Origin of the sequence: Aeromicrobium duanguangcaii, from assembly GCF_024508295.1 — a bacterium.
GTDB classification, from domain to species: Bacteria; Actinomycetota; Actinomycetes; order Propionibacteriales; family Nocardioidaceae; genus Aeromicrobium; species Aeromicrobium duanguangcaii.
Genome location: NZ_CP101990.1, coordinates 2,699,588 through 2,724,896, shown reverse-complemented (window position 1 = coordinate 2,724,896; position 25,309 = coordinate 2,699,588). Strand labels below are relative to the sequence as shown.

Annotated in this window: 20 protein-coding genes; 14 read left to right on the top strand and 6 right to left on the bottom strand. The window is 71.5% G+C overall.

Going from position 1 to position 25,309, the window contains the following annotated elements; genetic code table 11:
• Positions 1 to 2: 2 nt before the first annotated feature.
• A complete protein-coding gene (locus NP095_RS13425; RefSeq protein ID WP_232419188.1) occupies positions 3 to 1,706 on the bottom strand; it encodes a glycosyltransferase in 1,704 nt (567 codons plus the stop codon).
• Positions 1,707 to 1,762: 56 nt separating this feature from the next.
• On the opposite strand from NP095_RS13425, the gene NP095_RS13420 reads away from it, so the two are divergent.
• The 3 genes from NP095_RS13420 to NP095_RS13410 all read left to right on the top strand — a co-directional run bounded on the left by NP095_RS13420 (position 1,763) and on the right by NP095_RS13410 (position 8,114).
• Positions 1,763 to 3,994 (top strand): CDP-glycerol glycerophosphotransferase family protein, encoded by a 2,232-nt coding sequence (locus tag NP095_RS13420; protein ID WP_232419189.1) that lies wholly within the window; start codon positions 1,763 to 1,765, stop codon positions 3,992 to 3,994.
• Complete coding sequence (locus NP095_RS13415) at positions 3,991 to 5,766, top strand: glycosyltransferase (RefSeq protein WP_232419190.1); 1,776 nt, start codon at positions 3,991 to 3,993, stop codon at positions 5,764 to 5,766. Before NP095_RS13420 ends, NP095_RS13415 begins: the two co-directional genes overlap by 4 nt.
• Before the next feature lie 245 nt (positions 5,767 to 6,011).
• Entirely contained in the window at positions 6,012 to 8,114 is a 2,103-nt protein-coding gene (locus NP095_RS13410; RefSeq protein WP_232419191.1) for a CDP-glycerol glycerophosphotransferase family protein, read from the top strand.
• Here the strand turns inward: NP095_RS13410 and rfbA are convergent.
• Positions 8,091 to 8,954 carry a glucose-1-phosphate thymidylyltransferase RfbA gene (rfbA, locus tag NP095_RS13405; RefSeq protein ID WP_232419192.1) on the bottom strand — a complete coding sequence of 288 codons (864 nt, stop codon included), beginning with the start codon at positions 8,952 to 8,954 and terminating at the stop codon, positions 8,091 to 8,093. The two genes, NP095_RS13410 and rfbA, sit on opposite strands and share 24 nt — an antisense overlap.
• 61 nt (positions 8,955 to 9,015) lie before the next feature.
• On the opposite strand from rfbA, the gene rfbB reads away from it, so the two are divergent.
• Genes rfbB through NP095_RS13385 form a run of 4 tightly spaced genes read left to right on the top strand, consistent with a single transcriptional unit; the run spans position 9,016 to position 12,330 of the window.
• Positions 9,016 to 10,011, top strand: coding sequence for a dTDP-glucose 4,6-dehydratase (gene rfbB / locus NP095_RS13400; protein WP_232419193.1), 996 nt, complete (start codon positions 9,016 to 9,018; stop codon positions 10,009 to 10,011).
• A 10-nt stretch (positions 10,012 to 10,021) separates the two neighbouring features.
• Positions 10,022 to 11,323: a sugar nucleotide-binding protein gene (locus NP095_RS13395; protein WP_232419194.1), complete on the top strand. Its 1,302-nt coding sequence runs from the start codon at positions 10,022 to 10,024 to the stop codon at positions 11,321 to 11,323.
• A 10-nt stretch (positions 11,324 to 11,333) separates the two neighbouring features.
• Entirely contained in the window at positions 11,334 to 11,696 is a 363-nt protein-coding gene (locus NP095_RS13390; protein ID WP_306173261.1) for a sterol carrier family protein, read from the top strand.
• A 10-nt stretch (positions 11,697 to 11,706) separates the two neighbouring features.
• The gene (locus tag NP095_RS13385) at positions 11,707 to 12,330 is read left to right on the top strand and encodes a peptidylprolyl isomerase (RefSeq protein ID WP_232419195.1); all 624 of its coding nucleotides are present in this window, start codon (positions 11,707 to 11,709) and stop codon (positions 12,328 to 12,330) included.
• A gap of 10 nt (positions 12,331 to 12,340) precedes the next feature.
• Here NP095_RS13385 and NP095_RS13380 read toward each other — a convergent pair whose 3' ends face one another.
• Positions 12,341 to 13,891, bottom strand: a complete 1,551-nt coding sequence (locus tag NP095_RS13380) for a long-chain-fatty-acid--CoA ligase (protein WP_232419196.1) — start codon at positions 13,889 to 13,891, stop codon at positions 12,341 to 12,343.
• A 168-nt stretch (positions 13,892 to 14,059) separates the two neighbouring features.
• Between NP095_RS13380 and purF the strand changes: the two genes are divergently transcribed.
• The 3 genes from purF to NP095_RS13365 all read left to right on the top strand — a co-directional run bounded on the left by purF (position 14,060) and on the right by NP095_RS13365 (position 16,897).
• Positions 14,060 to 15,556 (top strand): amidophosphoribosyltransferase, encoded by a 1,497-nt coding sequence (gene purF / locus NP095_RS13375; protein WP_232419197.1) that lies wholly within the window; start codon positions 14,060 to 14,062, stop codon positions 15,554 to 15,556.
• Positions 15,553 to 16,596 carry a phosphoribosylformylglycinamidine cyclo-ligase gene (purM, locus tag NP095_RS13370; RefSeq protein WP_256766097.1) on the top strand — a complete coding sequence of 348 codons (1,044 nt, stop codon included), beginning with the start codon at positions 15,553 to 15,555 and terminating at the stop codon, positions 16,594 to 16,596. Before purF ends, purM begins: the two co-directional genes overlap by 4 nt.
• 124 nt (positions 16,597 to 16,720) lie before the next feature.
• On the top strand, positions 16,721 to 16,897 hold the full coding sequence (locus tag NP095_RS13365; RefSeq protein ID WP_146826240.1) for a DUF3073 domain-containing protein: 177 nt from the start codon (positions 16,721 to 16,723) through the stop codon (positions 16,895 to 16,897).
• Positions 16,898 to 17,018: 121 nt separating this feature from the next.
• Here the strand turns inward: NP095_RS13365 and NP095_RS13360 are convergent, their stop codons facing one another.
• Together NP095_RS13360 and NP095_RS13355 are read right to left on the bottom strand one after the other, a co-directional pair.
• On the bottom strand, positions 17,019 to 19,070 hold the full coding sequence (locus NP095_RS13360) for an MMPL family transporter (RefSeq protein ID WP_232419198.1): 2,052 nt from the start codon (positions 19,068 to 19,070) through the stop codon (positions 17,019 to 17,021).
• A 62-nt stretch (positions 19,071 to 19,132) separates the two neighbouring features.
• On the bottom strand, positions 19,133 to 19,768 hold the full coding sequence (locus NP095_RS13355) for a TetR/AcrR family transcriptional regulator (protein ID WP_232419199.1): 636 nt from the start codon (positions 19,766 to 19,768) through the stop codon (positions 19,133 to 19,135).
• 132 nt (positions 19,769 to 19,900) lie between these two features.
• Here NP095_RS13355 and NP095_RS13350 point away from each other — a divergent pair, with 132 nt between their 5' ends.
• The 4 genes from NP095_RS13350 to NP095_RS13335 are packed head-to-tail and all read left to right on the top strand — an operon-like array spanning position 19,901 to position 24,169.
• Positions 19,901 to 21,250: a flavin-containing monooxygenase gene (locus NP095_RS13350; RefSeq protein WP_232419200.1), complete on the top strand. Its 1,350-nt coding sequence runs from the start codon at positions 19,901 to 19,903 to the stop codon at positions 21,248 to 21,250.
• The gene (locus NP095_RS13345; protein ID WP_232419201.1) at positions 21,247 to 22,101 is read left to right on the top strand and encodes an SDR family NAD(P)-dependent oxidoreductase; all 855 of its coding nucleotides are present in this window, start codon (positions 21,247 to 21,249) and stop codon (positions 22,099 to 22,101) included. The genes NP095_RS13350 and NP095_RS13345 overlap by 4 nt, the downstream gene beginning before the upstream one ends.
• The gene (locus NP095_RS13340) at positions 22,098 to 23,450 is read left to right on the top strand and encodes an MFS transporter (RefSeq protein ID WP_232419202.1); all 1,353 of its coding nucleotides are present in this window, start codon (positions 22,098 to 22,100) and stop codon (positions 23,448 to 23,450) included. Before NP095_RS13345 ends, NP095_RS13340 begins: the two co-directional genes overlap by 4 nt.
• Positions 23,447 to 24,169, top strand: a complete 723-nt coding sequence (locus NP095_RS13335) for a TSUP family transporter (RefSeq protein WP_232419203.1) — start codon at positions 23,447 to 23,449, stop codon at positions 24,167 to 24,169. Before NP095_RS13340 ends, NP095_RS13335 begins: the two co-directional genes overlap by 4 nt.
• A gap of 3 nt (positions 24,170 to 24,172) precedes the next feature.
• Here the strand turns inward: NP095_RS13335 and NP095_RS13330 are convergent, their stop codons facing one another.
• On the bottom strand, positions 24,173 to 25,249 hold the full coding sequence (locus NP095_RS13330) for a Glu/Leu/Phe/Val dehydrogenase dimerization domain-containing protein (RefSeq protein ID WP_232419204.1): 1,077 nt from the start codon (positions 25,247 to 25,249) through the stop codon (positions 24,173 to 24,175).
• Positions 25,250 to 25,309: the final 60 nt, after the last annotated feature.

The window sequence follows — 25,309 nt, the reverse complement described above, 5'->3', positions numbered from 1 at the left end:
CCTCAGCCGCGGCGCCACCAGCGCCGGCGCGGCACGTCCTGCTGCCACGAGGCGTTCTGCCACGTCAGCAGCAGCCGCTCGCGAGCGCCGCGGGGCGCCCGGCCGGCGCGCACCGTGAACGTTGCGCCGTCGCGGTCCAGCGAGGTGGTCAGATCGGTCGGGCCGGCGTCACCGGGCTGCCACGCCTGCCAGCGCAGCCGGACATCGTCGAGGTCTCCGGTGCCCTCGACGTGGACGCGGGCCTCACGCCCACGGAGGTCGACGCGGACGTCGTCCAGACGCACGCGCGTCGGCTTGCGGTCGAGTGCCTCGCGCGCGACCTGTGCCCAGTCCGCCAGGAAGGACTCGTGGCCGTGGGCGATCGCCCCGGCGCGTGCGCGGCCGCGCATCGACTCGAGACGCTCGCGGTCGGCCAGCAGGTCGAGCGTCGCGTGCGCCAGGCGTGCGGCGTCGCCCGCCGGCACCAGCACCCCGTCGACGCCCGACTCGATCTGCTCGGCAGGCCCGTACGGCACGTCGAACGCCAGGACCGGGCACTCACGCATGCGGGCCTCGAGGATGAACAGGCCGTAGCCCTCGAACCGGCTGGTCAGCCACGCCAGGTCGGCCTCCCACAGTCGGTCCGCCGCGTCCGGGACGTGGCCGTGGAAGACGACGCGGTCGGCGACGCCGCGCTCGGCGGCGCGGTCCCGCAGCTTCTGCTCCTCGTCGCCGTCGCCGTAGATCTCCAGCGTCGCGGTCGGGTGACGCGGCGCGACGAGCGCGAAGGCGTCGATCGCCCGGTCGAGCTGCTTCTGGGGGTGCAGGCGAGCGATGACGACGATGCGGCCCGGTATGCGCGCCGGCGGGGGAGAGGGCGGCTCGACGGCCTCCACCGGATTGGCCAGCACGTGGAACTGCGGCAGGTCGCCGAAGCGCAGGCGCAGGTCGTGCCGCTGGCGCTCGGTCAAGGTGTTCAGGGCGTCGAACCGATCCACGTGCTCCAGTGACGACGCGTACGACGGCTCGATCGGGGAGTCCCAGCGGCGATCGCCGCGCAGGTGGGGGTTGTGCATCTGGTGCATCAGCACGAAGCGCGGATCGTCCAGCAGACCCAGCTCCTCGGCGACGAACCGGCTGTCGCTCACGAGGAACACCGGCCCGGCCGCGGGAGCCAGCTGCCGGGTCCACCAGCGCCACAGGTCGCCGAGTCCGTCGCCGGCCAGCACCACGCGCCCGTCACGGTCGAGCACGCGCGTGTCGCCGGCCATGTCGTCCGCTGGCGTGAACGCGTACGTCGTGCCGTCGGGGCGCAGGTACTCCCAGGTGGTCTCGGCGCCGTCGGCGCCCACGTGGCGGCGCCGCCACGTGTAGCCGTCCTCGACGTCGTCCAGCGTCCGGTCCGGGCGGGGGACGGGCGGGACGTCGACGGAGGGGAGCGCGGCCAGGTCGCGCTCACGCAGGTCCTCGTGGAGGTTGATGAGCCGGCTCTGTGGCAGCAGGAGACCTTCGGCCAGCAGGCCCGCGCGGATCGGCTCGTACGAGGGCACGGGGTTGTAGGTCAGGATCGGGAAGTCGAGCCCTGCGGCGACGAACAGCCGATGACGGAGCAGGACCATCCGAGTCTGGCCACCGGCGCCGAGCCGGACGTTCCCGACGACGGAGAACCAGGCTCCGGCGGGAAAGGGTGTGGCCGGCTCGCCCGGTGCTGCAGCAGAAGGCGACACGCGGCGAGCGTATAGCATCGACGCCGTCCGGGATGTTCGGCGAAGGCGTAGGTGACATGGGCAAGCTGCGGTCGCTCACGCGGCGGGTGCGGGACCTCGCGACGGGTCCGGCGAAGCCCCTCGACGTCCTGGCGCGCGAGTTCCCCCCGTTGGTCCGCAAGCTGCCGAAGGATCTCGACGGCAGCGTCGAGGCCCAGCTGCGCGAGCGGCTGCCCGACTGGCTGCGCGAGGTCGATCGCGCCGCGCTGGTGCGCCGCATCCCGTCCTGGGCCAAGGTCGCCCTGCACCACCTCGAGAACGACGACCCCGACGCCCTCCACGCCGCGCTCGACCACGGCCTGCTCGACGTGCGCCAGTTCGCCGCCGGGCTGCACGAGGGCGAGCCGGTCGTGCACCTGCCGGGCTGGGACGACCCGTCCATTCCGCGCGAGACGTTCGTCCTGGCCACCTCCGAGACTCGCTTCGCCGGCGAGGTCGTCCGGGCTCGCGTGGTCGAGGACCGGTTCGAGGCGGTCATCCGGGCGGGCTTCGCGCACATCGACGCCGACGGCGCCGTGCCCGAGCTGATCGTCATCACTCCCGGCGTGCGGGCGGAGTGGATCGGCGAGACCTCCGGCCACCGCGGCGGCGGCGCGATGTGGCGCGAGACGTACGACCGCAGCACCTGGGCGATCGAGCTGCCGATCTCGCGGCTGGGTCCCGAGCAGGCGCTCGACCTCGAGATCGAGGTGCGCCTCGCGGGACGCACCGCCGGCGGACGCCTCGACCTCCTCGTGCCCGCCGATCCGATCGGGCCGGCGATCGACGGCATCGACCTCGAGCGCGACACGATCGTGGTCCGCGGCCGGGGCCTGACCACTGCGCCGACGCTGGAGTCGGCGTCCGTCACCGTGAAGGCCATCGAGTTCAGCCGGCTGGGCTCCAGCTTCCGCGCCGTCTTCCCGGCCACCGCCGACCGCTGGGGCCGCGGCCCGCTGCCGCTCCCGGTGGGGGACTACGCCGTGACCGCGGACGGGCAGTCGGTGCCGCTGGCCGCCGAGCTCGTCGACTGGCCCACCGACCTCGCCGACGGTCCGCTCGTGGGCCACACCACGCACGACGGGCTGCGGCTGATCAAGCCGCGGCTGCCCGACGAGAACACGATGTACGGCCAGCGCTACCTGCGCGAGGCGTACGAGGCCTACGAGGCCCCCGTCGATCCGCGCGCGGTGATGTTCCAGTGCTACTGGGCCGAGGTCGCCACCGACAGCCAGGCGGCGATCCACCGCGAGCTGCGCCGTCGCGATCCGCGCCTGCGCCTCTACTGGGGCGCCGTCGACCACTCGGTCGCGCTGCCCGAGGGCGCCAAGCGCGTCATCGCCGGCACGCGTGAGTGGTACTCGGCGCTGGCGACGGCGAAGTACATCGTCAAGAACACCGAGGTGGGCGCCTACACGCGGCTGCGCCCGGGCCAGGTGTACCTGCAGACCTTCCATGGCCAGCCGTTCAAGCGCATGGGCCGGCCCGACTTCGTGCGGCGGATGGCGCCGTGGCGCGCCGAGTACGAGGCCACCACACGTCGCTCGGCGTACTGGGATGTCATCTGCCTGCCCTATCCCGAGGCCGCCGAGTTCTACCGCGAGGCCTACGACTGGGACGGACCGGCGTTCGATCACGGACTGCCGCGCACCGACTCCCTGCTGGCCGACGACGCCGCCGAGGTGCGCCGCAGGACGCGTCGCCTGCTCGGCATTCGCGACGACCAGACGGCCGTCCTGCACGCCACCACGTGGCGTGAGGACCTGTCGCGCGGTGACAACACCTCGGCCGACCCCGGACTCCTCGACGTCAAGGCCCTGGCCGAGCAGCTCGGTGACGACGTGGTCGTGCTGCAGCGCAGTCACCACTCCGTCGCCCGGTCCGACCAGCGCCACGGCAGTGGGGGAGGGGTCGTCGACGTCACCGACCACCCCGAGATCAACGACCTCGTGCTGGCCGCCGACCTGGCGATCCTGGACTACACGTCGCTGCGGTTCGACTTCGCGATCACCGGCAAGCCGATGATCTTCTTCGTGCCCGACCTGGAGAAGTACGAGCAGGAGCTGCGCGGCTTCCTGTTCCCGTTCGAGGAGTCCGCGCCCGGCCCCGTCGTCCGCGACTCCGGCGAGCTGGCGGCGCTCGTCCGTGACACCTCGTGGGCTGCCGAGCACGCGGATGCGTACGCCGCCTTCAACGAGCGGTTCAACCGCTTCCACGACGGGCACGCCGCCGAGCGGGTCGTCGACGGCCTGCTCGGGTGGGACACGTGAGGCTGTTCCGCCGGGCGGCTCCCGAGCCGCTGCTGAGCGTCGTCGTGCCGGTGTACGACGTCGAGCAGTACCTGGCGGACTGCCTGGACTCGATCCTGGCCCAGACCGACGCGCCCCTCGAGGTGATCGTCGTGGACGACGGCTCGACCGATCGCAGTGCGAAGATCGCGCGCAGGCACGCCCGGCGCGATCCGCGGGTGCACGTCGTGACGCGGCAGAACGGCGGCCTGAGCGCCGCGAGGACGACCGGGATCGAGCACGCCACCGCGCCGTACCTGACCTTCGTGGACTCCGACGACCTCGTGTCCGCCGAGGGCCTCTCCGCGGCCGTCGAGATGCTCGAGCGCAGCGGCTCGGACTATGCGCTGCTGCCGTACGCGCAGTTCCGCGATGCGGACGCCCCCAGCCCCGCGCCGCCCTGGGTCGCCGACCTCTACGAGCCGCAGGCGCGGACGGTCACGGCCCACGAGAACCCCGAGGTGTTGGCCCAGGCGACGGCGTGGTCGAAGGTCTACCGCCGCTCGTTCTGGGATCGCGCCGCGCTCGAGTTCCGTCCCGGCGTCCTCTACGAGGACCAGGAGGTCACGGCGCGAGCCTTCGCGGCGGCGGACCGGATCGACCTCGTGCCGTTCCCGACCTACCTGTGGCGCATCCGCCCCGGCTCGATCACCCGCGAGGCCACCGAGCGGTCCATCGGCGCCTTCTTCGACGCCATCGCGCTGAGCCTCGATGCTCTCGACGCAGTGCCGGGAGCGCGTGCCGCCCGGGCTTCGCAGGTGCTCTCGAACGACGTGCCGCGGTACCTGCGGACCCTCGCGAAGGTCGCCGATGCGGGCTACCGCGAGCGGCTGTTCAGGGGAGCACTCAAACTGCTCGCCGAACCCGACCTCGACCTGTCGCAGGCCCCGGCGGAGGCGCGGGTCGTCTACGCGCTGCTGCGGGCGGGACGGGCCCACGACGTCACGACCTTCGTCGAACAGGGCGGCTTCGACCTGCCGTCACTGCGGTCGGACGATGTGGACGGCCGGCCCGCGCTGGTCTTCCCCTTCGCGGGTGATCCCGACGTCCCCGACGAGGCACGGGTCTTGTCCGAGCGGCAGACCCCGCTCGACGCGACGGTCCTGCGCGCGCACCTCGACGAGTCCGGCTTGCGCCTGACCATCGCGGGCTGGCTGCGTCACGTCGACGGTGATCGTCCGACGTGTCGGGCGTGGCTGCGCGACATCACGGGCTGGGAACGCGAGTTCACGGTGACCCCGGCCGACGAGTTCATCGGTCACCGGGTTCGCACGACGCGTCGCAGCAACGAGGACAGCGTCTGGGACCTCTCGGTCGCACTGCCGGACCCCGACGACGTCGACGTGTCCGAGCTCGTCGTCGAGGTCACGCACCACGGCCGCACCCGGCGCGCGGTGGCGACGCGCATCGACCCGCTCGGCTCGGCCGCGATCCGCCAGGACGCCGGCGGTCCCACGCTCTCGGGGGAGGAGCCGTGGCTGCTCGACCGCCGCGACGTGGCGGTGTGGAAGGGCGAGCTGACCGATCCCGAGGACATCGAGATCCCCACCGAGGTGGGTGAGCACGAGGTCCACGGGCTCGTCGACCAGGTGCTGGCGTTGCGCCTGCCGTGGGACTTCGAGCTGGAGGACCGGCAGGGCTACCTCGCCCTGGCCGGCCCGCGCCGCCTGAAGGTTGTCGTGCAGCCGAAGGTCCCGCGCGAGCAGCTCACCTTCTGGTGGCAGCGCGACCACGCTGCTGATCCTCGCGCGTGATTCAGCCAGACTGGGACACGAGTTGTCGGCCGACTGGACGGTGAGGAGTACCTCGGGTCCCGCACGGGAGAAGGTCCAGAAGTAGACCCCGGGTACACGCCGACACTCCGGGGGAGAACGTCGTCGCGTTCGACGCCGGAACGGCGAGCAGGTGCTCACGCCGGTAGGTTGACGCCGTGGACCTCGTGCGCAGAGCGCTTCAACGGTTGCGCCGGCACGGCGGCGATGGGCCGTCCCCTGCGGCGATGGCCAAGCGTGTCCGCACCGCCTTCCGCCTGGACGAGCCCGGCTGGCGCGCGCTCGTCGATGAGGTGGCCGCGGCCGCTCACGGCTGGTCACGCGAGGACTGGCTGAACCTGCCCGTGCGCGATCGCGTGGCCCTGTACAGCGCCTCGATCGACCACCGCGACGTCGTCGACCTGCTGGCCGAGTCGCGCACCGTCCACGGCCCGTCCTTCCTGGTCGAGCGCGGCACCCACCGGATCCGGCTGGGCGAGCCGGTCGACGCACCCGACTGGATGTTCGTCGCGCAGGAGCACGACCTCGTGGCCCGGGTCGCCGTCGAGGTGGCGGGCTCGTCGCCGGTCTACGTGGCGGGCACGTCGTTCATCTCCGGCATCACCTTCGACCCGACCGCCGACAGCGTCTCGGTCGAGGCGACCACGAGTCGCGGCACCGTCGTGCCCGAGGTGACGATGCGACCCGACGCGGTTGCCGATGCCGAGAGCGGCGAGCGGTGGGCCGACCAGACCGAGGCCTCCTGGTGGGTCCGGCTCGAGCTCGACCGCAGCGAGCCGATCACCCTCGCGATCACCGTGACCGTCGACGGCGTCGTCCGTCGCACCGAGATCACCATCCCGGTGCTTCACGATCGGGTCCGGCCCGTCGGCGTGCTCGCCACGGACGCCGGAGTGCGGCTCACGGCCGACGGCCTGGACCTGCGCGTCGCGGCGCCGACCCAGGAGTGGGGCAGCGGGACATCGCCCCTGAGCCTGGACGCGGTCGCCGAGCGCTTCGGCGCCGTCGCCACGATTCCCTCCGGCCGCTACGCGGTCACCGCCGACGTGCCCCTGGACCTCGAGGACCCCGAGGCGCTCTGCCGGTCGCTGGCCGACCGGGCGATCGACTTCGTCGACCTGCTGGTCACCGCACGCGCCTGGTCACCGGGCGAGGCCGACGTCTCGCTCGTGGTGCGCAATCCCATCCCGGTCGAGGACCGGGGCCGCCGTCGGCAGCGGCTGCTGCTCGACGAGATCCGCGAGCACGCCGGGCCGTTGCGCGAGCGCGCCCTCGTCATGTGCTTCAGCGGCACCGGCGCCGGTGACAGCGTCGCCCCGATCGCTCGTGGCCTGGTCGAGCGCGGCATCCCGGTCGACTGGGTCGTCACCGACCACTCCGTCGCCGTGCCCGAGGGCATGCGCCCGGTGCTGCTGCACTCGCGCGAGTGGCACGACGCCTTCACCCACGCGCGGTACCTCGTGAACAACGCCGAGTTCCCGCACTACGTCCGGTTCCGCGAGGGCCAGCGCTACCTGCAGACGTGGCACGGCACGCCGCTCAAGCGGGTCGGCCACGACATCGAGAACGCGCGCCTGACGGCCGGCTACACCGCCGCGATGGAGCGTGAGTCCAAGGCGTGGGAGGCCCTGCTCGCGCAGAACGCCTACGCCGCGGGCGTGCTGCCCCGGGCGCTGGCGTCCACGGGGCGCACGATCGTCGAGGGCTACCCCCGCAACGACGCGCTCGCCCTGGACGGCGACGGGGCGCTGCGTCACCGGACCCGCGAGGCGCTCGGACTCGGCGACGAGCTCGTCGTGCTCTACGCCCCCACCTGGCGCGACTCCGCCCGCGACGCCGGCGGGCGGCGCGCCTTCGTGTCGCACCTCGACGCGGCACGGGTCCACGAGCGCACCGGCGCCACCGTGCTGCTGCGCAGCCACAGCAACGCGGCCGCGGGACGAGGGCTGCTCGCCTCGCCGGGGGTCGTGGACGTGACGGGCCACCCGGACATCACGGCGTTGCTCGCGGCGGCCGACGTGCTGGTGACCGACTACTCGTCGGTGATGTTCGACTTCGCCGTCACCGAGCGGCTCCAGATCCTGCTCGTGCCCGACGCCGACGAGTACCGCGACGAGCGCGGCTTCTACCTCGACCTGCGCGAGATGCCGCCGGGTCCCGTCGTCACGTCGACGGACGAGGTGATCGAGGTGCTGCTGAACGGGGACACGTCCGGCGCCGACCGCACGGCCTTCCGCCAGCGGTTCGCCCCGTTGGACGACGGCGAGGCCACCGCCCGGGTGCTCGACGCCTGGCTCGGCCCCGTCTCAGGACTGCAGCAGGCCGAGTAGGTAGTCGCCGTAGCCGCTCTTGACCAGCGGGCGGGCGATCGTCGCCAGCTCGTCGTCGGTCAGCCAGCCCTGACGCCAGGCGATCTCCTCGGGGCACGAGACCTTGAGTCCCTGCCGCTTCTCGATCGTGCGCACGAAGGCGCCGGCGTCGGCGAGGTCGTCGAACGTCCCGGTGTCGAGCCATGCCGTGCCGCGGGGGAGCACCTCGACCTGCAGCGTGCCCTCGTCGAGGTACGTGCGGTTGAGGTCGGTGATCTCGAGCTCGCCGCGGGCCGACGGCTTGAGCACGCGGGCGCGCTCGATGACCGAGTTGTCGTAGAAGTACAGCCCGGGCACCGCGTAGTTGCTGCGCGGCTTCTCGGGCTTCTCCTCCATCGAGATCGCGCGGCCGGACTCGTCGAACTCGACGACGCCATACGCCCTCGGGTCGGCGACGTGGTAGCCGAAGACGGCCGCGCCGACGGTGTGGTCGAAGCGGTGCAGGCTCGTGCCGACGCCCGCGCCGTAGAAGATGTTGTCGCCCAGCACGAGCGCCGCGCCCTCGTCGCCGACGTGGTCCGCGCCGATGATGAACGCCTGCGCCAGGCCGTCGGGCGAGGGCTGCTGGGCGTACGTCAGGTTCACGCCGAAGCGGGAGCCGTCGCCCAGGAGGCGCTCGAACGCCTCGGCGTCGTGGGGCGTCGTGATGATCAGGATGTCCTGGATTCCCGTCGCCATGAGGGTCGACAGCGGGTAGTAGATCATCGGCTTGTCGTAGACGGGGACGAGCTGCTTGCTGACGCCGAGGGTGATCGGGTGCAGTCGCGAGCCGGTTCCCCCGGCCAGGATGATGCCACGCATGGGTTGCAGCCTATTCGATCGGCGGGCCCCGGGGGTTCCGACGGACGGTACGCTCGTGCGCATGCGATTGCTGGTCACCGGCGGTGCCGGGTTCATCGGGTCCAACTTCGTCCGACAGGTGGTGGAGCGCACGGACGACCGCGTCACCGTCCTGGACAAGCTGACCTACGCCGGAAGCCGTGAGTCCCTCGCCGGTCTGCCCGAGGACCGTGTGTCGCTCGTCGTCGGGGACGTCGCCGACTCCGAGCTGGTCGACTCGCTGGTCGCCGAGCACGACGCGGTCGTGCACTTCGCGGCCGAGTCGCACAATGACAACTCGCTCGTGGGGCCGCGTCCGTTCCTCGACACCAACATCATCGGCACGTTCGCGCTGCTCGAGGCCGTGCGCAAGCACGACGTGCGCTACCACCACATCTCGACCGACGAGGTCTACGGCGACCTCGAACTGGACGACCCGCAGCGGTTCACCGAGTCGACGCCGTACAACCCGTCGAGCCCCTACTCGTCCACGAAGGCCGGCTCCGACCTGCTGGTCCGGGCCTGGGTGCGCTCCTTCGGCGTCCGCGCGACGATCTCGAACTGCTCCAACAACTACGGGCCGTTCCAGCATGTCGAGAAGTTCATCCCCCGCCAGATCACCGGCCTGATCGACGGCATCCGCCCGCGGCTGTACGGCGAGGGCCTCAACGTCCGCGACTGGATCCACGTCGACGACCACAACTCGGCCGTCCTGACGATCCTCGAGTCGGGACGCATCGGCGAGACCTACCTGATCGGCGCCGACGGCGAGAAGTCCAACCGCGAGGTCGTCGAGGCGCTGCTGCAGCTCTTCGGCCGCGCGCCCGACGACTTCGAGCACGTGACCGACCGTCCCGGACACGACCTGCGCTACGCGATCGACGCCACGAAGCTGCGCACCGAGCTGGGCTGGACCCCGCAGTTCTCGGACTTCTCGGCCGGCCTCGAGGACACGGTGCGCTGGTACCGCGAGAACGAGGACTGGTGGCGCCCCGCGAAGGCGGCCACCGAGGCCAAGTACGCCGCAGCGGGACAGTGAGGGAGCGCCGATGAAGATCGAGACCACTCCCGTCCCGGGCCTGCTCGTCGTCCATCTGGATGTCCACGGCGACAACCGCGGCTGGTTCAAGGAGAACTGGCAGCGCGAGAAGATGGTCGAGGCCGGGCTTCCCGACTTCGGGCCCGTCCAGCAGAACATCTCCTTCAACGGCACTGCGGGAACGATCCGCGGCATCCACGCCGAGCCCTGGGACAAGTACGTCTCGGTCGCGGCCGGCAGCGCCTTCGGCGCCTGGGTCGATCTGCGTGAGGGCGAGTCGTTCGGCGCCACGTTCTGGATCGAGCTGAACCCGCAGACCGCGGTGTTCGTGCCGCGCGGGGTCGCCAACTCGTTCCAGGTGCTCGAGGACGGCACCGCCTACACGTACCTGGTCAACGACCACTGGAGCGCCGACGCCGTCTACGCGAACGTCAACCTGCTCGACCCCGAGCTGGCGATCCCGTGGCCGCTGCCCATCGCCGAGATGTCCGACAAGGACAAGGCGCATCCGATGCTGGCCGATGTCGAGCCGATGGCGCCGCGTCGCACCGTCGTGATCGGTGCCGGCGGACAGCTCGGCAAGGCGCTGCAGGAGATCCTGCCCGACGCCGAGTTCCACGACTTCCCGGAGATCGACCTCTCGAGGCCCGAGACCCTCGACACGATCGACTGGAACGGCGTCGGCACCCTGATCAACGCCGCCGCGTACACGAACGTCGACGGCGCCGAGACGCCCGAGGGCCGCACCCTGTGCTGGGCCATCAACGTCACGGGCGTGGCGGCGATGGCGCGGATCGCGATCGCCCACGGGCTCACCTTCGTCAACGTCTCGAGCGACTACGTGTTCGACGGCACCGTCGAGGAGCACGAGGTCGACGAGGCCGTGTCGCCGCTGGGCGTCTACGGCCAGACGAAGGCGGCCACCGAGGCCGTGACCTCGGTCGTGCCGAAGAACTACCTCGTCCGCACCAGCTGGGTCGTCGGGGAGGGTGCCAACTTCGTCGACACGATGCGCCGGCTCGCCCGCAACGGCGTCTCGCCGTCGGTGGTCGACGACCAGTTCGGCCGCCTCACGCCCGCCTCCGTGCTGGCCGAGGGCATCGTCGACCTGGTCCGCTCGGGCGCCCCGTACGGCATCCACCACGTCACCGGTCGTGGCCCGGTCGAGACGTGGGCCGACATCGCCCGTCGCGTCTTCGCCGAGGAGGGCCGCGACCCCGCGGACGTCACCGGCGTCACGACCGAGGAGTACCTGGCCGGCAAGGCCGCCGCGCCCCGCCCGCGCCACTCCGCCCTGCGGCTGCCGGACTGACGGTTTCCCGATGGCCCGCATGCTGACCCCGCTCCCTGCGGCCGAGTTCGCGCAGATCTGCGAGCGGATCGACGCCGGGACGGCCGAGCGCGCCGATCTGAAGGCCGCGACCAAGCACCTGCTGGCGGTCCTGCAGCGCAAGGCGCCCGGCCACAGCGTCGAGGTCCGGATCCCGCCGTTCGCGGCGATCCAGTGCATCGAGGGGGCCAGCCACACGCGGGGAACCCCGCCGGCGGTGGTCGAGACCGATCCCGAGACCTGGATCGCTCTGGGCCGTGGTCGGCTCGCGTGGGCCGACGCGACGGTGCGCGCCAGCGGTGAGCGGTCCGACCTCACACCACTGCTCCCGCTCGATCCGGCGCCGGGTCGGTAGTATCCGGCGCATGCGTCTACGACTCCTGGCCCTGCTGATCCTCGCCGTGCCCGTGCTCGCCGCCTGCGGAGGCGACGACGACGGTGACTCGGGTGATACCGCTGCCGGGACGTGCACGTACGTCAAGGACGGCTCGGCCTCGAAGGAGGCCAAGATGCCGCCCGCCGAGCCGAAGGCTGCCGACACGCTCACGGTCGCCACGAACCGCGGGGACATGAAGCTGACACTGACGCCCGACGCGGCGCCCTGCACGGTCAGCTCCTTCGTCTCTCTCGCGGAGCAGGGCTACTTCGACGGCACGAAGTGCCACCGCCTCGTCCCCGGATTCGTGCTGCAGTGCGGCGATCCCTCCGCGACGGGCACCGGAGGACCGGGCTACCGCTTCGACGACGAGCTCAGCGGCGACGAGACCTACCCGGCCGGCACGCTGGCGATGGCCAACACCGGGCAGCCCGCCACGAACGGCTCGCAGTTCTTCATCGTGCTGGCCGACGCCGATCTCCCCCCGCAGTACACGGTCTTCGGCAAGGTCGACGCCGCCGGCCTGAAGGTCGCGCAGGCCATCGAGAAGGACGGCAACGGCCCGGACGGCGTCGCCCCCGCCAAGGACGTCGTCATCGAGTCGGTCTCCTGACCGCGACGGCTCAGACCTGGCGGCCACCGGCCCAGTAGGGCTTGCGCAGGTCGCGCTTGAGGATCTTGCCCGAGGGGTTGCGGGGCAGCATCTCGACGACGTCGATCGTGCGCGGCACCTTGTAGTGCGCGAGGTGCTCGCGCGCCCAGGCGATGATCTCCGCCTCGGTCGCGTGGGCGCCCTCACGCAGCGCCACCACGGCCTTGACCGACTCACCCCAGGTCTCGTCCGGGACGCCGATGATGGCGACCTCGAGCAGGTCGGGGTGCTCGGACAGGACGCGCTCGACCTCCGGCGAGTAGACGTTCTCGCCGCCGGTGATGATCATGTCCTTGATCCGGTCCTCGACGTAGACGTAGCCGTCGGCGTCGATCCGGCCGATGTCGCCGGTGCGGACCCAGCCGTCGCCGGCGTAGAGCTCGGCCGTGGCGTCCGGCCGGCCGTGGTAGCCGGGGGTGGCCTGCGCGGTGCGGAACCACAGCTCGCCGGCCTCGCCGGGAGCCGCGTCCTGCAGGGTGGCCGGGTCGACGACGCGTGCCTCGACGCCCGGGATGGGCTTGCCGGCCGAGAGCAGTCGCTCGGGGTGCTCGAGGTCGCGGTGCTCGTCGTCGTGCAGCATCGTCACCACGCCGCAGAACTCGGTCAGGCCGTACACCTGGTAGAACGCCGTCTCGGGCCAGTGCTGCTGCGCGCCGCGCAGGATCGTCTGGGGCATCGGGGCCGCGCCGTAGGAGAAGGCACGCAACCCGCTGAACAGCTTCATCGCATCGTCGCCGGCCTGCAGCAGCATCGCCACGACGGCGGGCACGAGGAACGCGTGGGTGACGCCGGACATCATCGCGCCGGCGAGTGCCGTCGGCTCGACATCGCGGATGATGTATCCCGGCACGCGGTTCTTGATCCCGAACATGGCGTAGGACGTGCCGCCGACGTGGAACATCGGCATCGCCACGAGCATCTTCGAGCCCTCGGGGTACTCGACGCCGGCGTCGGCGTTCTCGGTGTGGGCGACGAGGTTGCGCTGCGTCAGCAGGACGCCCTTGGGCCGCCCGGTCGTGCCGGAGCTGTACATGACGACGACGGGATCGTCGGCGCTCGTTCCGGGCGCCTGGTCGAGCGGCTCGCCGGCGGCCTGCCACGCCTCGAACTCGTCGGCGTCGCCGCCCATGACGATGATCCTCTCGACCGTCGTGAGCTTGTCGCGGACGACGTCGACCTGGTCGAGCAGCTCGGCGCCGACGAAGAGCACCTTGGCGCCCGAGTCGTTGATCGTGTAGTCCAGCTCGTCGCCGGCGAGGCGCCAGTTGACGATCGCGGTGGCGGCGCCGAGCAGGCTCGCGCCGAGCACCAGCTGCAGGATCGCCGGGTTGTTCTTGTCGACCACCGCGATGTGGTCGCCCTGGCCGACACCCTCGGCCCTCAACGCGCCGGCGGTGCGGCGCACCGACTCCCAGACCTGGCCCCACGTCCACTCGCGACCCTCGTAGATCCAGCCCGTGTCGTCGGGGGCGGCCTCCGCTGCGGCGCGGGCGTGGTCGGCGATGAACGTGGCGTCGGTCATGGAAGCTCCTGAGGGGCGATGACGAGTCGGTGCGTTGTGAAGTGGCTCACACCGTAGTGCGCATCCGTCCCGAGCGGAAGAGTTCCAAGCAGCCGTGACTGTTTGTGGCCTTTCTCGCACCTTCCCGTGGTGGTCATGGCACCCACCGGTGGCCGCTAGACTGGAGCCGTGCCCCGCGGAGATGGTCTCCTGACCCACGAGCTCGACCCCGCCGATGCCGGACCCCAGGACGCCTGTGGTGTCTTCGGTGTCTGGGCCCCCGGCGAGGAAGTCGCGAAACTGACGTACTTCGGCCTCTATGCCCTGCAGCACCGCGGGCAGGAGTCGGCCGGCATCGCGGTCAGCAACGGCCGCCAGATCCTGGTCTACAAGGACATGGGACTCGTCTCCCAGGTCTTCGACGAGGCCACCCTGGAGTCCCTGCAGGGCGAGGTCGCGATCGGCCACGCGCGCTACTCCACCACCGGCGCCAGCGTCTGGCAGAACGCACAGCCGACGTTCCGCCCCACGGCGCAGGGGTCGGTCGCGCTGGGCCACAACGGCAACCTGACCAACACCCACGAGCTCGTCCAACTGCTGCGCGAGCGCACGGCGGGCGATCCGAAGTCCGCTCAGGCCGAGACCGCCACGACCGACACCTCCGTCATGGCCTCGCTGTTCGCGTCCTACCGCGACCGCTCGGTCGAGGACGCCGCGCTCGAGGTCCTGCCGAAGGTGCGCGGCGCCTTCTCGCTCGTGTTCATGGACGAGACCACGCTGTACGGCGCCCGCGACCCGCAGGGGATCCGCCCGCTGGTGCTCGGCCGGCTGGAGCGCGGCTGGGTCATCGCCAGCGAGACCGCCGCCCTCGACATCGTCGGCGCCTCCTACATCCGCGAGATCGAGCCCGGCGAGTTCGTCGCCATCGACCAGGACGGCCTGCGCAGCAGCCGGTTCGCCGAGGCCGCGCCCAAGGGCTGCATCTTCGAGTACGTCTACCTGGCGCGCCCCGACACCACCATCAGCGAGCAGCGCGTGTTCAGCGTGCGCGAGCGCATCGGCCGCAAGCTGGCGCGCACCGCACCGGTCGAGGCCGACCTGGTCATCCCGGTGCCGGAGTCGGGCACCCCGGCGGCCATCGGGTACGCCGAGGAGAGCGGCATCCCGTTCGGTCACGGCCTGGTCAAGAACTCCTACGTCGGACGCACCTTCATCCAGCCCTCCCAGACGATCCGCCAGCTCGGCATCCGGCTCAAGCTCAACCCGCTGCGCGACGTCATCGCCGGCAAGCGCCTCGTGGTCGTCGACGACTCGATCGTCCGCGGCAACACCCAGCGCGCGCTCGTGCGGATGCTGCGCGAGTTCGGCGCGGCCGAGGTCCACGTGCGGATCTCCAGCCCGCCGGTGAAGTGGCCGTGCTTCTACGGCATCGACTTCGCCTCGCGCGCCGAGCTGATCGCCACCGGCCTGAGCGTCGACGAGATCCGCCGCTCCATCGGCGCCGACAGCCTGTCCTACGTCGAGCTCGACGATCTGATCGAGGCGACCAACGTCCCGGGGGACAACCTCTGCCGGGCCTGCTTCGACGGGGTCTACCCGATCGAGCTGCCCGACGACGACCTCATCGGCAAGCACCTCCTGGAGCTGCCGGCCAACGGGACCGAGCCCTTGAAGGTGATCCAGTGACCTCGTACGCCTCCGCCGGAGTCTCGATCGAAGCGGGCGACCGCGCCGTCGAGCTCATGAAGCAGTGGGTCGCCCGCGCGACGCGTCCGGAGGTCGTGGGCGGCATCGGCGGCTTCGCCGGGCTGTTCGACGCCTCGGCGCTCAAGTCGTACACGCGGCCGCTGCTGGCCACCAGCGCCGACGGCGTCGGCACCAAGGTCGCCATCGCCCAGGCCATGGACCGGCACGACACGATCGGCTTCGACCTCGTCGGCATGCTGGTCGACGACCTCGTGGTCTGTGGCGCCGAGCCGCTGTTCCTCACCGACTACATCGCGACCGGCAAGGTCGTGCCCGAGCGCATCGCCGACATCGTCAAGGGCATCGCCGAGGCGTGTGCCGAGACGGGCACCGCGCTGCTGGGCGGCGAGACCGCCGAGCACCCCGGCCTGCTGGCCCCCGACGAGTACGACATCGCCGGCTCCACGACGGGAGTCGTCGAGGCCGACCGCCTGCTGGGCGCCGACCTCGTGCGCGAGGGCGACGTCGTCATCGCCATGGCGTCCTCCGGACTGCACTCGAACGGTTACTCGCTCGTGCGCCACGTCTTCTTCGACATCGCCGGCTGGAAGCTCGACCGTGAGGTTCCCGAGTTCGGCCGCACGCTGGGCGAGGAGCTCCTCACGCCCACGCGGCTGTACACCAAGCCGTGCCTGGCCCTGGCCGATGCCGTCGAGGTGCACGCGATGTCGCACATCACCGGGGGAGGCCTGGCGGCCAACCTCGAGCGCGTGCTGCCCGACTCGGTGTCGGTCCGGCTCGACCGCTCGTCCTGGACCCCGGCTCCGGTCTTCTCCCTGGTCGGCGAGCTGGGCGGCGTCGCCCAGGCCGATCTGGACCAGGCCCTGAACATGGGCGTCGGCATGGTCGCGATCGTGGCCCCCGACGCCGCCGACGCGGCCGTCTCCCTGCTGGCCGAGCACGGCGTCGACGCCTGGATCGCGGGCGAGGTCGGCGCCGCCGACGAGCACGGACCGGGCGGTTCGGTCACTCTCATCTGAAATATTCGCTGCAATACCGGTTCGCGAACCCGCCGAACCGGGGGCCCTGCATGCTTTCTGGGAACGTTTCGGTACGCTTGGGAGCACGACATTGTGAACCACTGAGTGCGAGGGGGTCGAGCCCATGGGCCGCGGCCGTGCGAAAGCGAAGCAGACCAAGGTCGCTCGCGATCTCAAGTACCGGACATTGGACACCGATTTCAATGATCTGGCCCGAGAGCTTCACGGAGAGTCCGGTGACCCGATCCCGGACCAGTACGTAGATCTCGCCAAGGAACTGGGAGGCCCGGCCGCCAGTTGAGCGGCTGGGCGATGTCTCCTTCCGTCGTCTGACGACGGACTCCACTGAAGCGACACCTGTAGGGCACCGTGGTGCCCGGACGGCTCCGGCGGTCGGTCTCACCGACCGCCGGAGCCTTTCGTCATCGCGAGAGCTTGCTGGGCCACCAGAACCAGCGGCCGCACAGCGCCACGATGGCCGGTGTCGCGACGCCACGCACCAGCACGGTGTCCAGCAGCACGCCGAATCCGACGATGACGCCGAGCTGCGCCAGCAGCACGAGCGGCAGCACGCCCAGGACGGCGAACACGGCGGCCAGCAGGATGCCGGCGCTCGTGATGACGCCGCCCGTGACGGCGAGCGCCTTGACGATCGAGGCCGTCGCGTCGCCCGTCACGACCATCTCCTCGCGCGCTCGCGCCGTCAGGAAGATGTTGTAGTCCACGCCCAGCGCGACCAGGAAGATGAACGCGAGCAGCGGTGTGCTGACGTCCATCGCCGACCAGCCGAGCACCCGATCGAACAGCACCCAGCCGACGCCCAGGGCGGACAGGTAGGACAGCACGGTCGTCGCGCACAGCAGGACCGCGGCCACGACCGAGCGCAGCAGCACCAGCAGCATGACCAGCACGATGGCGAGCACGATCGGGATGACGCGCCGGCGGTCGTCGGACGCCGTCTGGTTCTCGTCCAGGGCCTGCGCGTCGGTGCCACCCACGAGCGAGTCCGGATCGGCGTCGTGCACGGCCGTGCGAAGGTCTTCGATCGTGGTCAGGGCCTTCTCACTCTCGGGCTCGACCGAGAGCACGACCTGCACCTCGGCGAGGTCGTCCGTCGCGTTCGCGGGCCGGGCGCTCTCGACGCCCTCGACCTGGTTCGCCGCGGCCACGACGGACTCGACCTTGTCCGGTGAGGTGACCACCGTGGTCGGCGAGGAGATGCCGGCGGCGAAGTTGTCCTGCAGCGTCTCCTGGGCGGTGATCGACTCCGGGGTGTCGAGGAACTGCTCGCTCTGGCCCAGGCCCGTGTTGAGGCCCAGCAGGCCCGCGGCCATGGCCGTCAGCACCGCGAGGGCCGCGATCGTGGTCGGCCACGGCCTGGAGGTGACCGCCGTGCCGACGCGGAACCACCAGCCCTTCTCGGACGGGTCGGCGTCGCCCTCGCGCGGGACGAACGGCCAGAACAGCCAGCGACCCGGGATGACCATGGCCGAGGGCAGCACGAGCAGGGCGAACGCCACGGCGACCGCGATGCCGAGCGCACCGGACCAGCCGATCGCGCTGACGAACGGCGAGTCGGCGATCAGCAGCGACAGCAGCGCGAGGACCACGGTGCCCGAGCTGGACAGGATGGCCGGCGCCGCGCCGCCGACGGCGGTGCGCATGGCCTCGTGCCGCGACGAGTGGCGGCGCAGCTCCTCGCGATAGCGGGCGATCAGCAACAGGGCGTAGTTGGTGCCGGCGCCGAAGACCAGGACCGACGTGATGCCGGTGATGGAGCCGTCGATGCCCACGTCGAACGCGCCGGAGACGCCCTCGAGCGCGCGGGCGGCCACCCGGTCGCCGATGCCGATGATGGTCAGCGGCACGAGCCACAGCCACGGGCTGCGGTACGTGACGATGAGCAGGATGGCCACGACCGCGGCGGTGACGGCCAGCAGGCGCACGTCGGCACCGGCGAACACGGCACCGAGGTCGGCCTGGACGGCCGGTGCGCCCGTGGCCTGGGCCTTCACGCCGTCGGGCAGGTCCTGCTTCGCGAGGTCGCGCAGCTCCTTGACCCGGTCCTTGTTCTCGTCGGACTCCAGGCCCGTCTCGAACGGCACGGCGACGAGTGCGGCGGACTGGTCCTCGGCGGGCACCGGCGGGCTGACCTCGACGCCGAGCTCGGACGAGATGGCGCGCGAGCGTTCGGCGATCGCCGCCAGGTCACGCCCGTCGAGTCCGCCGTCCTTGGAGTAGACGACGATGGCCGGCGCCTCGTCCGCATTCGGCAGCTTCTTCAGCGCGGCCTGGGCCCGGGCCGACTCCGCGGAGTCCGGCAGGTTCGAGCCGGCCTCCGAGCCGGTGGTCGGATCGGGCGCGAACGCCATGATCAGGCCGGCGACCACGAAGCCGAGCAGCACGACCACGATCGATCGCTTGGGGCCCACGAGATGAGCCAGGGGAAAGGTGCGTTGCGCGCGGCGATTCACGCTAGAAGGTTAAACTGTCTAGCGAAATCGCGCTCAGTCCGGTCCGTGTCGTGTGACGCGGATCAGGCGACGGGCAGGGAGAGGGCGCCGTCGACGAGGTCGTGCAGGTGGCGCCGGAATCGCTCGAATGTCGGGTGATCCGTGGGCTGGGCCCGGGTACCCGTCGGGTCGACCACGCCGGCCCGGCTGAAGGCGTGGGTCGTCCACACGATCGTGTAGACGAGCAGGTCCAGGTCGGCGTCCGTCGTGACGTGGGCGCTCTCGAGCAGCGCGCGGACGCGACCGGCGACCCGCTCGACGAGCGGGCCGGTGAACTCGGTCTCGAGCTCGGACAGCATCTCGCCCTCGGCGAGCCAGCGTCGCATCCACAGCGCGGGGACGTCGGGGTGGGCCACGCAGAAGCTCAGGTACGCGTCGATGAACGCGTGCAGTCCGGCGCGCGCCGCCTCGGGCGTCGCCTCGGTGTCGGGGAGGGTGGTCAGCGCCTGCTCGACGGAGTCACGCTGGGCGATGTGCGCCTCGCGCATGACCTCGCGGTAGAGGTCGCTCTTGCCGCCCACGTGATAGGCCACCGTGGCGATGTTGAGGCCGACGGCCTCGGCGATCGCACGCGTGCTGGTGGCGTCGTACCCGCGCTCGGCGAACAGCCGCGAGGCGGCGGCCAGGATGCGGTCACGGCTCGACTGCTGCTCGCTCATGCCGTCACCCTACGCCATGACTCCATCAGTTGATGGATTCGGTTTCTCCTGGTGAGAGTTGCTTGCGCTCTTCTCCATCATGCGATTGAATGACCGGCGTCGAGACGTACGTCACACGAAGGAATCACCCCCATGCCTGCTCATGTCGCCGTTGTCGGCGCCGGCGCCGCCGGTCTGACGACCGCCAAGTCACTGCTGGACGAGGGCCTGGACGTCACCGTCCTCGAACTGGGCGACCGGCCCGGCGGCCTGTGGGTCCAGGGGAACGCCAGCGGCCTGTCGCCGGCCTACGACTCGTTGCACCTCAACACGAGCAAGGGCCGCACCGAGTTCGCGGACTTCCCGATGCCGGCCGACTGGCCCGACTACCCGTCCGCCGCGATGATCGCGGGCTACCTCGCGGACTATGCCGAGCGCTTCGGCGTCACCGAGCGGATCCGGTTCGGGACCGAGGTCGTCTCGGTCGACCGCACCGACACCGGCTGGGCCGTCGTCTCCCGCACGGGCGGCGTCGAGACCGCCGAGACCTTCGACGCGGTCGTCGTCGCGAACGGCCACAACTGGGACCCGCGCTGGCCCGAGCCGCAGTACCCCGGGACGTTCGACGGCGAGCAGATGCACGCGCACGACTACCGCAGCGCCTCGCAGTTCGCGGGTCGACGCGTCATGGTCGTCGGGATGGGCAACTCCGCGATGGACATCGCGGTCGACGCCTCGTACGTGGGCAGCGGCCCGGTGCTGCTGTCGGCGCGCCACGGCGTCCACATCGTGCCGAAGTACCTCTTCGGCCGGCCCGCCGACGCGACCGGCGCCCTGTTGTCGGCGCTGCCGTGGCGGGTTCGCCAGAAGGTCGCCGAGACGATGCTGAGGGTCGCCGTGGGCACGCCGCAGTCGTACGGCCTCCCTGCCCCTGCGGGCGGCCTGTTCCAGAATCACCCGACGATCAGCGACACGATCCTGCACCGCGTCACGCACGGCGAGGTCGTCGCGCGGCCCGGTATCGCGCGCTTCGAGGGGTCGCGCGTCCACTTCACGGACGGCACGTCCGACGAGGTCGACGTCATCGTGTGGGCGACCGGCTATCGCGTCACGATCCCGTTCCTGGGTGAGCGGTGGATCGGCGCCGACCCGGAGCGACTGCCGCTCTACCAGCGGGTGTTCCATCTCGACGATCCCGGTCTCGCGTTCGTGGGACTCATGCAGTCGACGGGCGCCGCGCTGCCCGTGGTCGAGGCACAGGGCAAGCTCGTCGCGGCGCACCTCGGCGGCCGCTACGGCCTGCCCGCGCCGGAGGAGCAGCGAGCGGTCGTGGAGTCGACGTACGCCGCCGCCTTCGCCCGATGGGGGCACAAGCGGCCCATGATGCGCATCGACTTCGACGAGTACGTCGCTGCCGTGCCGAAGGAGATCGCTGCCGGCACCGCCCGCGTCGCTCGCGGCGCCGTCACCTTCCGTCCCGTCTCCCAGGAGGTCCCCGCATGAAGCTCTCGCTCCTGACGCCCCGCCGGCCCGCCGCCGGGCGCCGCGTCCTCATCACCGGCGCGTCCGGGACGCTCGGCCGCGAGCTCGGCCGCCGTCTCGTCTCCGAGGGGGCCGTCGTGGTCGGCCTCGACATCGCCCCGGCGGGGGACGAGCCCTTCGAGGTCGTCGCGTGCGACATCACCGACGACGACTCGGCCGCATCCGGCGTCGCCCGGGCCATCGACCTGCTCGGCGGTCTCGACGTGCTGGTCAACAACGCGGGCATCGGCGGGCCGGCCCCGGCCGAGCTCGCGCCCGGCGACGAGGTCCGTCGTCAGCTCGAGATCAACCTGGTCGGCACGTGGCGGATCACGGCGGCGTGCGTGGACGCGCTCGTCGCCTCCCGCGGCCGCGTCGTCATGGTCACCTCGCGCATGGCCGTCATGCAGTTGCCGTTGGCGGCGGCCTACGGCGCCTCCAAGCGCGCGATGGTCGCCTACGCCGATGCCCTGCGACTCGAGCTGGGCACGCACGTGGGGGTCACCTGCGTCTATCCGTCCGCCGTCCGCAGCCCCATCCACGACTCCACCCGCGAGGCGGGGCTGTCCCTGGAGGGCATGAGCAGCTACGAGTCCCTCGAGGGCGTCGTCGACGCGATCCACCTCGCGGCGCTGTCGGCTCGGGCCCGCCGCGACATCACCACCACGGGCAGGGGAGCGGTGGAGTTCTTCCTGTCCCGGCACCTGCCGCAGATCACCGACGGGATCGTCCGCCGCACCCTCGCCGGCCGCGCCGCCGCCGGCGCGTTCGACGGTGCCGAGCTCGCCGCCGGCGTCGTCGCACGTCACCGGGGAACGGCGGGCGTCCGATGAGTGCCCGTGAGGACGCGCCCATCGACGAGTCGACCCGCGCGCCCGTCGGCGCCCTGTCCGCTTACGCCTCCGGCTCGTTCGGCATGGGCGTCTGGGTCACGGTGCCCGGCCTGCTGCTGCTGTACTTCCTGACCGACATCCTCGGGGTCGCCGCCGCTCTCGCCGGTCTGACCCTGCTGCTGCCGAAGATCATCGACGTCGTCATCCACCCGATGATCGGCTCGCGCTCGGACCGCCAGGCACGAGCCCTCGGACACCGGCGCCGCATGATGACCGGGGGCGTGGCCCTCGGCCTGGCGATGGTGGCGATGTTCACGGTCCCGTCCTCGCTCGAGGGCGCACCCGCCGCCGCATGGGTCGGCGGTTGGTACATCGTCGGCAACCTGCTGTTCGCGATGTTCCAGGTGCCTTACCTGACCACCCCGTCCGACCTGCGGATCGGCTACCACGAGCGCACCCGCGTCTTCATGTTCCGGATGCTGTTCCTGACGGTCGGACTGCTGGGCGCCGGCGTCGCCGCGCCCGCGCTCGTGTCCAGCGAGCAGCGCGGCGACTACACGACGATGGCCGCCGTCCTGGCCGTCGTGATGGTGGTGTCGGCCCTCGTGGCGATCCTGGGCGTGCGCCGGCTGACCGACGCGTGCGGCTTCCGGGCACCGGCCGAGTCCGCCGGGCACTCGACGATCGCGGACGTGAAGGTGGCCTGGGCCGACCGCGACTTCCGCATGCTGGTCCTGTCCTACCTGTTCACCGGCACCACGACCCACCTGTTCATGGCGGCGCTGCCGTACTTCACGCGCTACGTCTTCGACAGCGCGGGCCTGACGGCGGTTTTCATGGGCTGCTTCCTCGCTCCCGCGGTCCTGGCCGGACCGATCTGGCTGAGGCTCTCCCGCAGGATCGGGAAGCAGCGCGGTCTGCTGCTCTCCCAGCTGATCTTCGTCGTCGGTTCGCTGGCGGTGGCGCTGGGCGCGTGGCTGGACGCGGTCGCCGTGTCCGTCGTGGTCGTCGCGGTCATGGGCTTCGCGTTCGCCGGCCTGCAGCTGTTCGCCTTCTCGATGGTGCCGGACGCCGTCGCGGCCGCGGAGGAGAAGGGGGACTCCCAGGCCGGCGCGTACACGGGGGTCTGGACGGCCACCGAGGCGCTGGGAACGGCGGCCGGGCCGTACCTGTACTCGGCCGCGCTGGCCGTGGGCGGCTTCATCTCCAGCACCGCCGACGTCGAGGTGACGCAGCCCGACTCGGCGATGAACGCGCTGCTGTGGGGCTTCACCGTGCTGCCGGCCGCACTGATGGTCGTGGCGATCGTGTTCCAGCGCCGCTACCGGCTCGACCCCGCTCGCCGATGAGTGATCAGCTCCTCGCCGGACTGTCGTCCGGCGACCTCGTCCTGCTCGCCGTCCTCGTCGGAGCCTTCGCTCAGGCGACGACCGGGATGGGCTTCTCCCTCGTCGCCGCACCCGTGCTGATCGCCGTGCGCGGGCCGGCAGAGGGGGTCGCCCTGGTCGTGCTGCTGGCGGCCTGTTCGTCGGTGCTGCCGCTCCTGCGGGAGGGGCGCCACGCTCAGCGGCGCGACGCGCTGCGGCTCCTGGTTCCCACGCTCGCCGCGACACCGGTGATCGCCTGGGCGCTGGCGCCCCTCGACCACACGTGGCTCGCGGTCGCCGGCGGGATCGGCGTCGTGATCGGCGTGGCGATGCTCGCGTCCGGATGGCGGTCGGCGTGGCTACGTCGGCCGGTGGGCACCATCGCGACGGGCATCACGAGCGCCGGCCTGAACGTGGTGGGCGGAGTGGGCGGGCCACCCGTCGGTCTCTACGCCGCCAACTCGACCTGGACCCCCGCGCAGACCCGCGGCACGCTGCACACGTTCCTGATCGTGCAGAACCTCGTCACCGCCGTGGTGGTCGGCCTGGTGCTGCCGTCGTGGCAGATGCTGGCCGCGCTCGGGGTCGGCACGGTGGTCGGGCTGGTCGTCGCGCCGCGGCTGTCGGTCGGCGCGGCCCGCACGGGGATCCTGTGCGTCTCGGCGGTCGGCGGGATGGCTCTCCTGCTGAGCGCCGCCTGACGGTCAGGGGAGCCGGATCTGCCCGAGTCGTCCGATCTCGCGGATGCGCTGCTCGGCCTGTCGGTCCGCGGCCTCCGCGGTCGTGATGTCCTCGCTCGCCGCGCGCTCCAGCACGGACAGGGTCGTGTCGAAGATGCCGGTCGCCCGGGCCTTCGCCCGCTCGAACGAGAACCCGCTCGGATCCAGCTCGTCCGCCACCTGGATCACGCCGCCGGCGTTCACGCAGTAGTCGGGCGCGTAGACCATCCCCCGGTCGGAGAGCAGCTTGCCGATGCCCTCGTGGGCCAGTTGGTTGTTGGCCGCGCCGGCGACGACCTTCGCGGTCAGCGTCTCGAGGCTCTTCTCGTCGAGCGCACCGCCGAGGGCGCAGGGCGCGTAGACGTCGAGGTCGGCTGCGATGAGGGCGTCGGTCGACTCGGCGACCTCGATCGAGGGGTACTGCTGCACCAGACGCGCCACCGCCTCGGAGTCGATGTCGGTGACGACGACGCGCGCGTCCTCCTCGACCAGGTGGGCGGTCAGGTGCCGTCCGACCTTGCCCACACCCGCGACGCCGACGCGCTTGCCCGCGAGCGACGCGTCGCCCCAGGCGAACTGCGCCGCCGCCCGCATGCCCTGGTGGACGCCGAAGGCGGTCAGGACGCTGGAGTCGCCGGCCCCGCCGTGGTCGACGGTCCGGCCGGTGACGAAGTCGGACTCGCGCGCGATGACATCCATGTCGGTGGAGTAGGTGCCCACGTCGCAGGCGGTGAAGTAGCGCCCGTTGAGCGACTGGACGAAGCGGCCGTAGGCGCGCAGCAGGGCCTCGGACTTGTCGGTGCGCGGGTCGCCGATGATGACGGCCTTGCCGCCGCCGAGGTCGAGCCCGGCGAGCGCGGTCTTGTAGGCCATGCCCTGGCTGAGGTTGAGCACGTCCGCGAGGGCGTCGGTCTCGGAGGCGTAGGGGAAGAAGCGGGTGCCACCCAGGCCCGGGCCCAGTGCGGTGGAGTACAGGGCGATGATGGCCCGCAGGCCGGAGGCCTCGTCGTGACAGAACACGACCTGCTCGTGGTGGGTTCCGAAGCTGCTGGGCGCGCCCATGGATCCTTCTTCCTGGCCGGGAGGGGTGGTTCCGGACCGGTCTGAATCGGTGACGGCCGG

Excerpts from the sequence above, each read along its gene's own strand:
- NP095_RS13350 (WP_232419200.1), top strand. The coding sequence starts at position 19,901 with ATGCCTGCTCATGTCGCCGTTGTCGGCGCCGGCGCCGCCGGTCTGACG.
- NP095_RS13340 (WP_232419202.1), top strand. The coding sequence starts at position 22,098 with ATGAGTGCCCGTGAGGACGCGCCCATCGACGAGTCGACCCGCGCGCCC.
- rfbB (WP_232419193.1), top strand. The coding sequence starts at position 9,016 with ATGCGATTGCTGGTCACCGGCGGTGCCGGGTTCATCGGGTCCAACTTC.
- NP095_RS13365 (WP_146826240.1), top strand. The coding sequence starts at position 16,721 with ATGGGCCGCGGCCGTGCGAAAGCGAAGCAGACCAAGGTCGCTCGCGAT.
- NP095_RS13395 (WP_232419194.1), top strand. The coding sequence starts at position 10,022 with ATGAAGATCGAGACCACTCCCGTCCCGGGCCTGCTCGTCGTCCATCTG.
- NP095_RS13355 (WP_232419199.1), bottom strand. The coding sequence starts at position 19,768 with ATGAGCGAGCAGCAGTCGAGCCGTGACCGCATCCTGGCCGCCGCCTCG.
- NP095_RS13410 (WP_232419191.1), top strand. The coding sequence starts at position 6,012 with ATGGCCAAGCGTGTCCGCACCGCCTTCCGCCTGGACGAGCCCGGCTGG.
- NP095_RS13385 (WP_232419195.1), top strand. The coding sequence starts at position 11,707 with ATGCGTCTACGACTCCTGGCCCTGCTGATCCTCGCCGTGCCCGTGCTC.
- NP095_RS13345 (WP_232419201.1), top strand. The coding sequence starts at position 21,247 with ATGAAGCTCTCGCTCCTGACGCCCCGCCGGCCCGCCGCCGGGCGCCGC.
- NP095_RS13330 (WP_232419204.1), bottom strand. The coding sequence starts at position 25,249 with ATGGGCGCGCCCAGCAGCTTCGGAACCCACCACGAGCAGGTCGTGTTC.
- NP095_RS13420 (WP_232419189.1), top strand. The coding sequence starts at position 1,763 with ATGGGCAAGCTGCGGTCGCTCACGCGGCGGGTGCGGGACCTCGCGACG.
- NP095_RS13380 (WP_232419196.1), bottom strand. The coding sequence starts at position 13,891 with ATGACCGACGCCACGTTCATCGCCGACCACGCCCGCGCCGCAGCGGAG.
- NP095_RS13335 (WP_232419203.1), top strand. The coding sequence starts at position 23,447 with ATGAGTGATCAGCTCCTCGCCGGACTGTCGTCCGGCGACCTCGTCCTG.
- rfbA (WP_232419192.1), bottom strand. The coding sequence starts at position 8,954 with ATGCGTGGCATCATCCTGGCCGGGGGAACCGGCTCGCGACTGCACCCG.
- NP095_RS13390 (WP_306173261.1), top strand. The coding sequence starts at position 11,334 with ATGGCCCGCATGCTGACCCCGCTCCCTGCGGCCGAGTTCGCGCAGATC.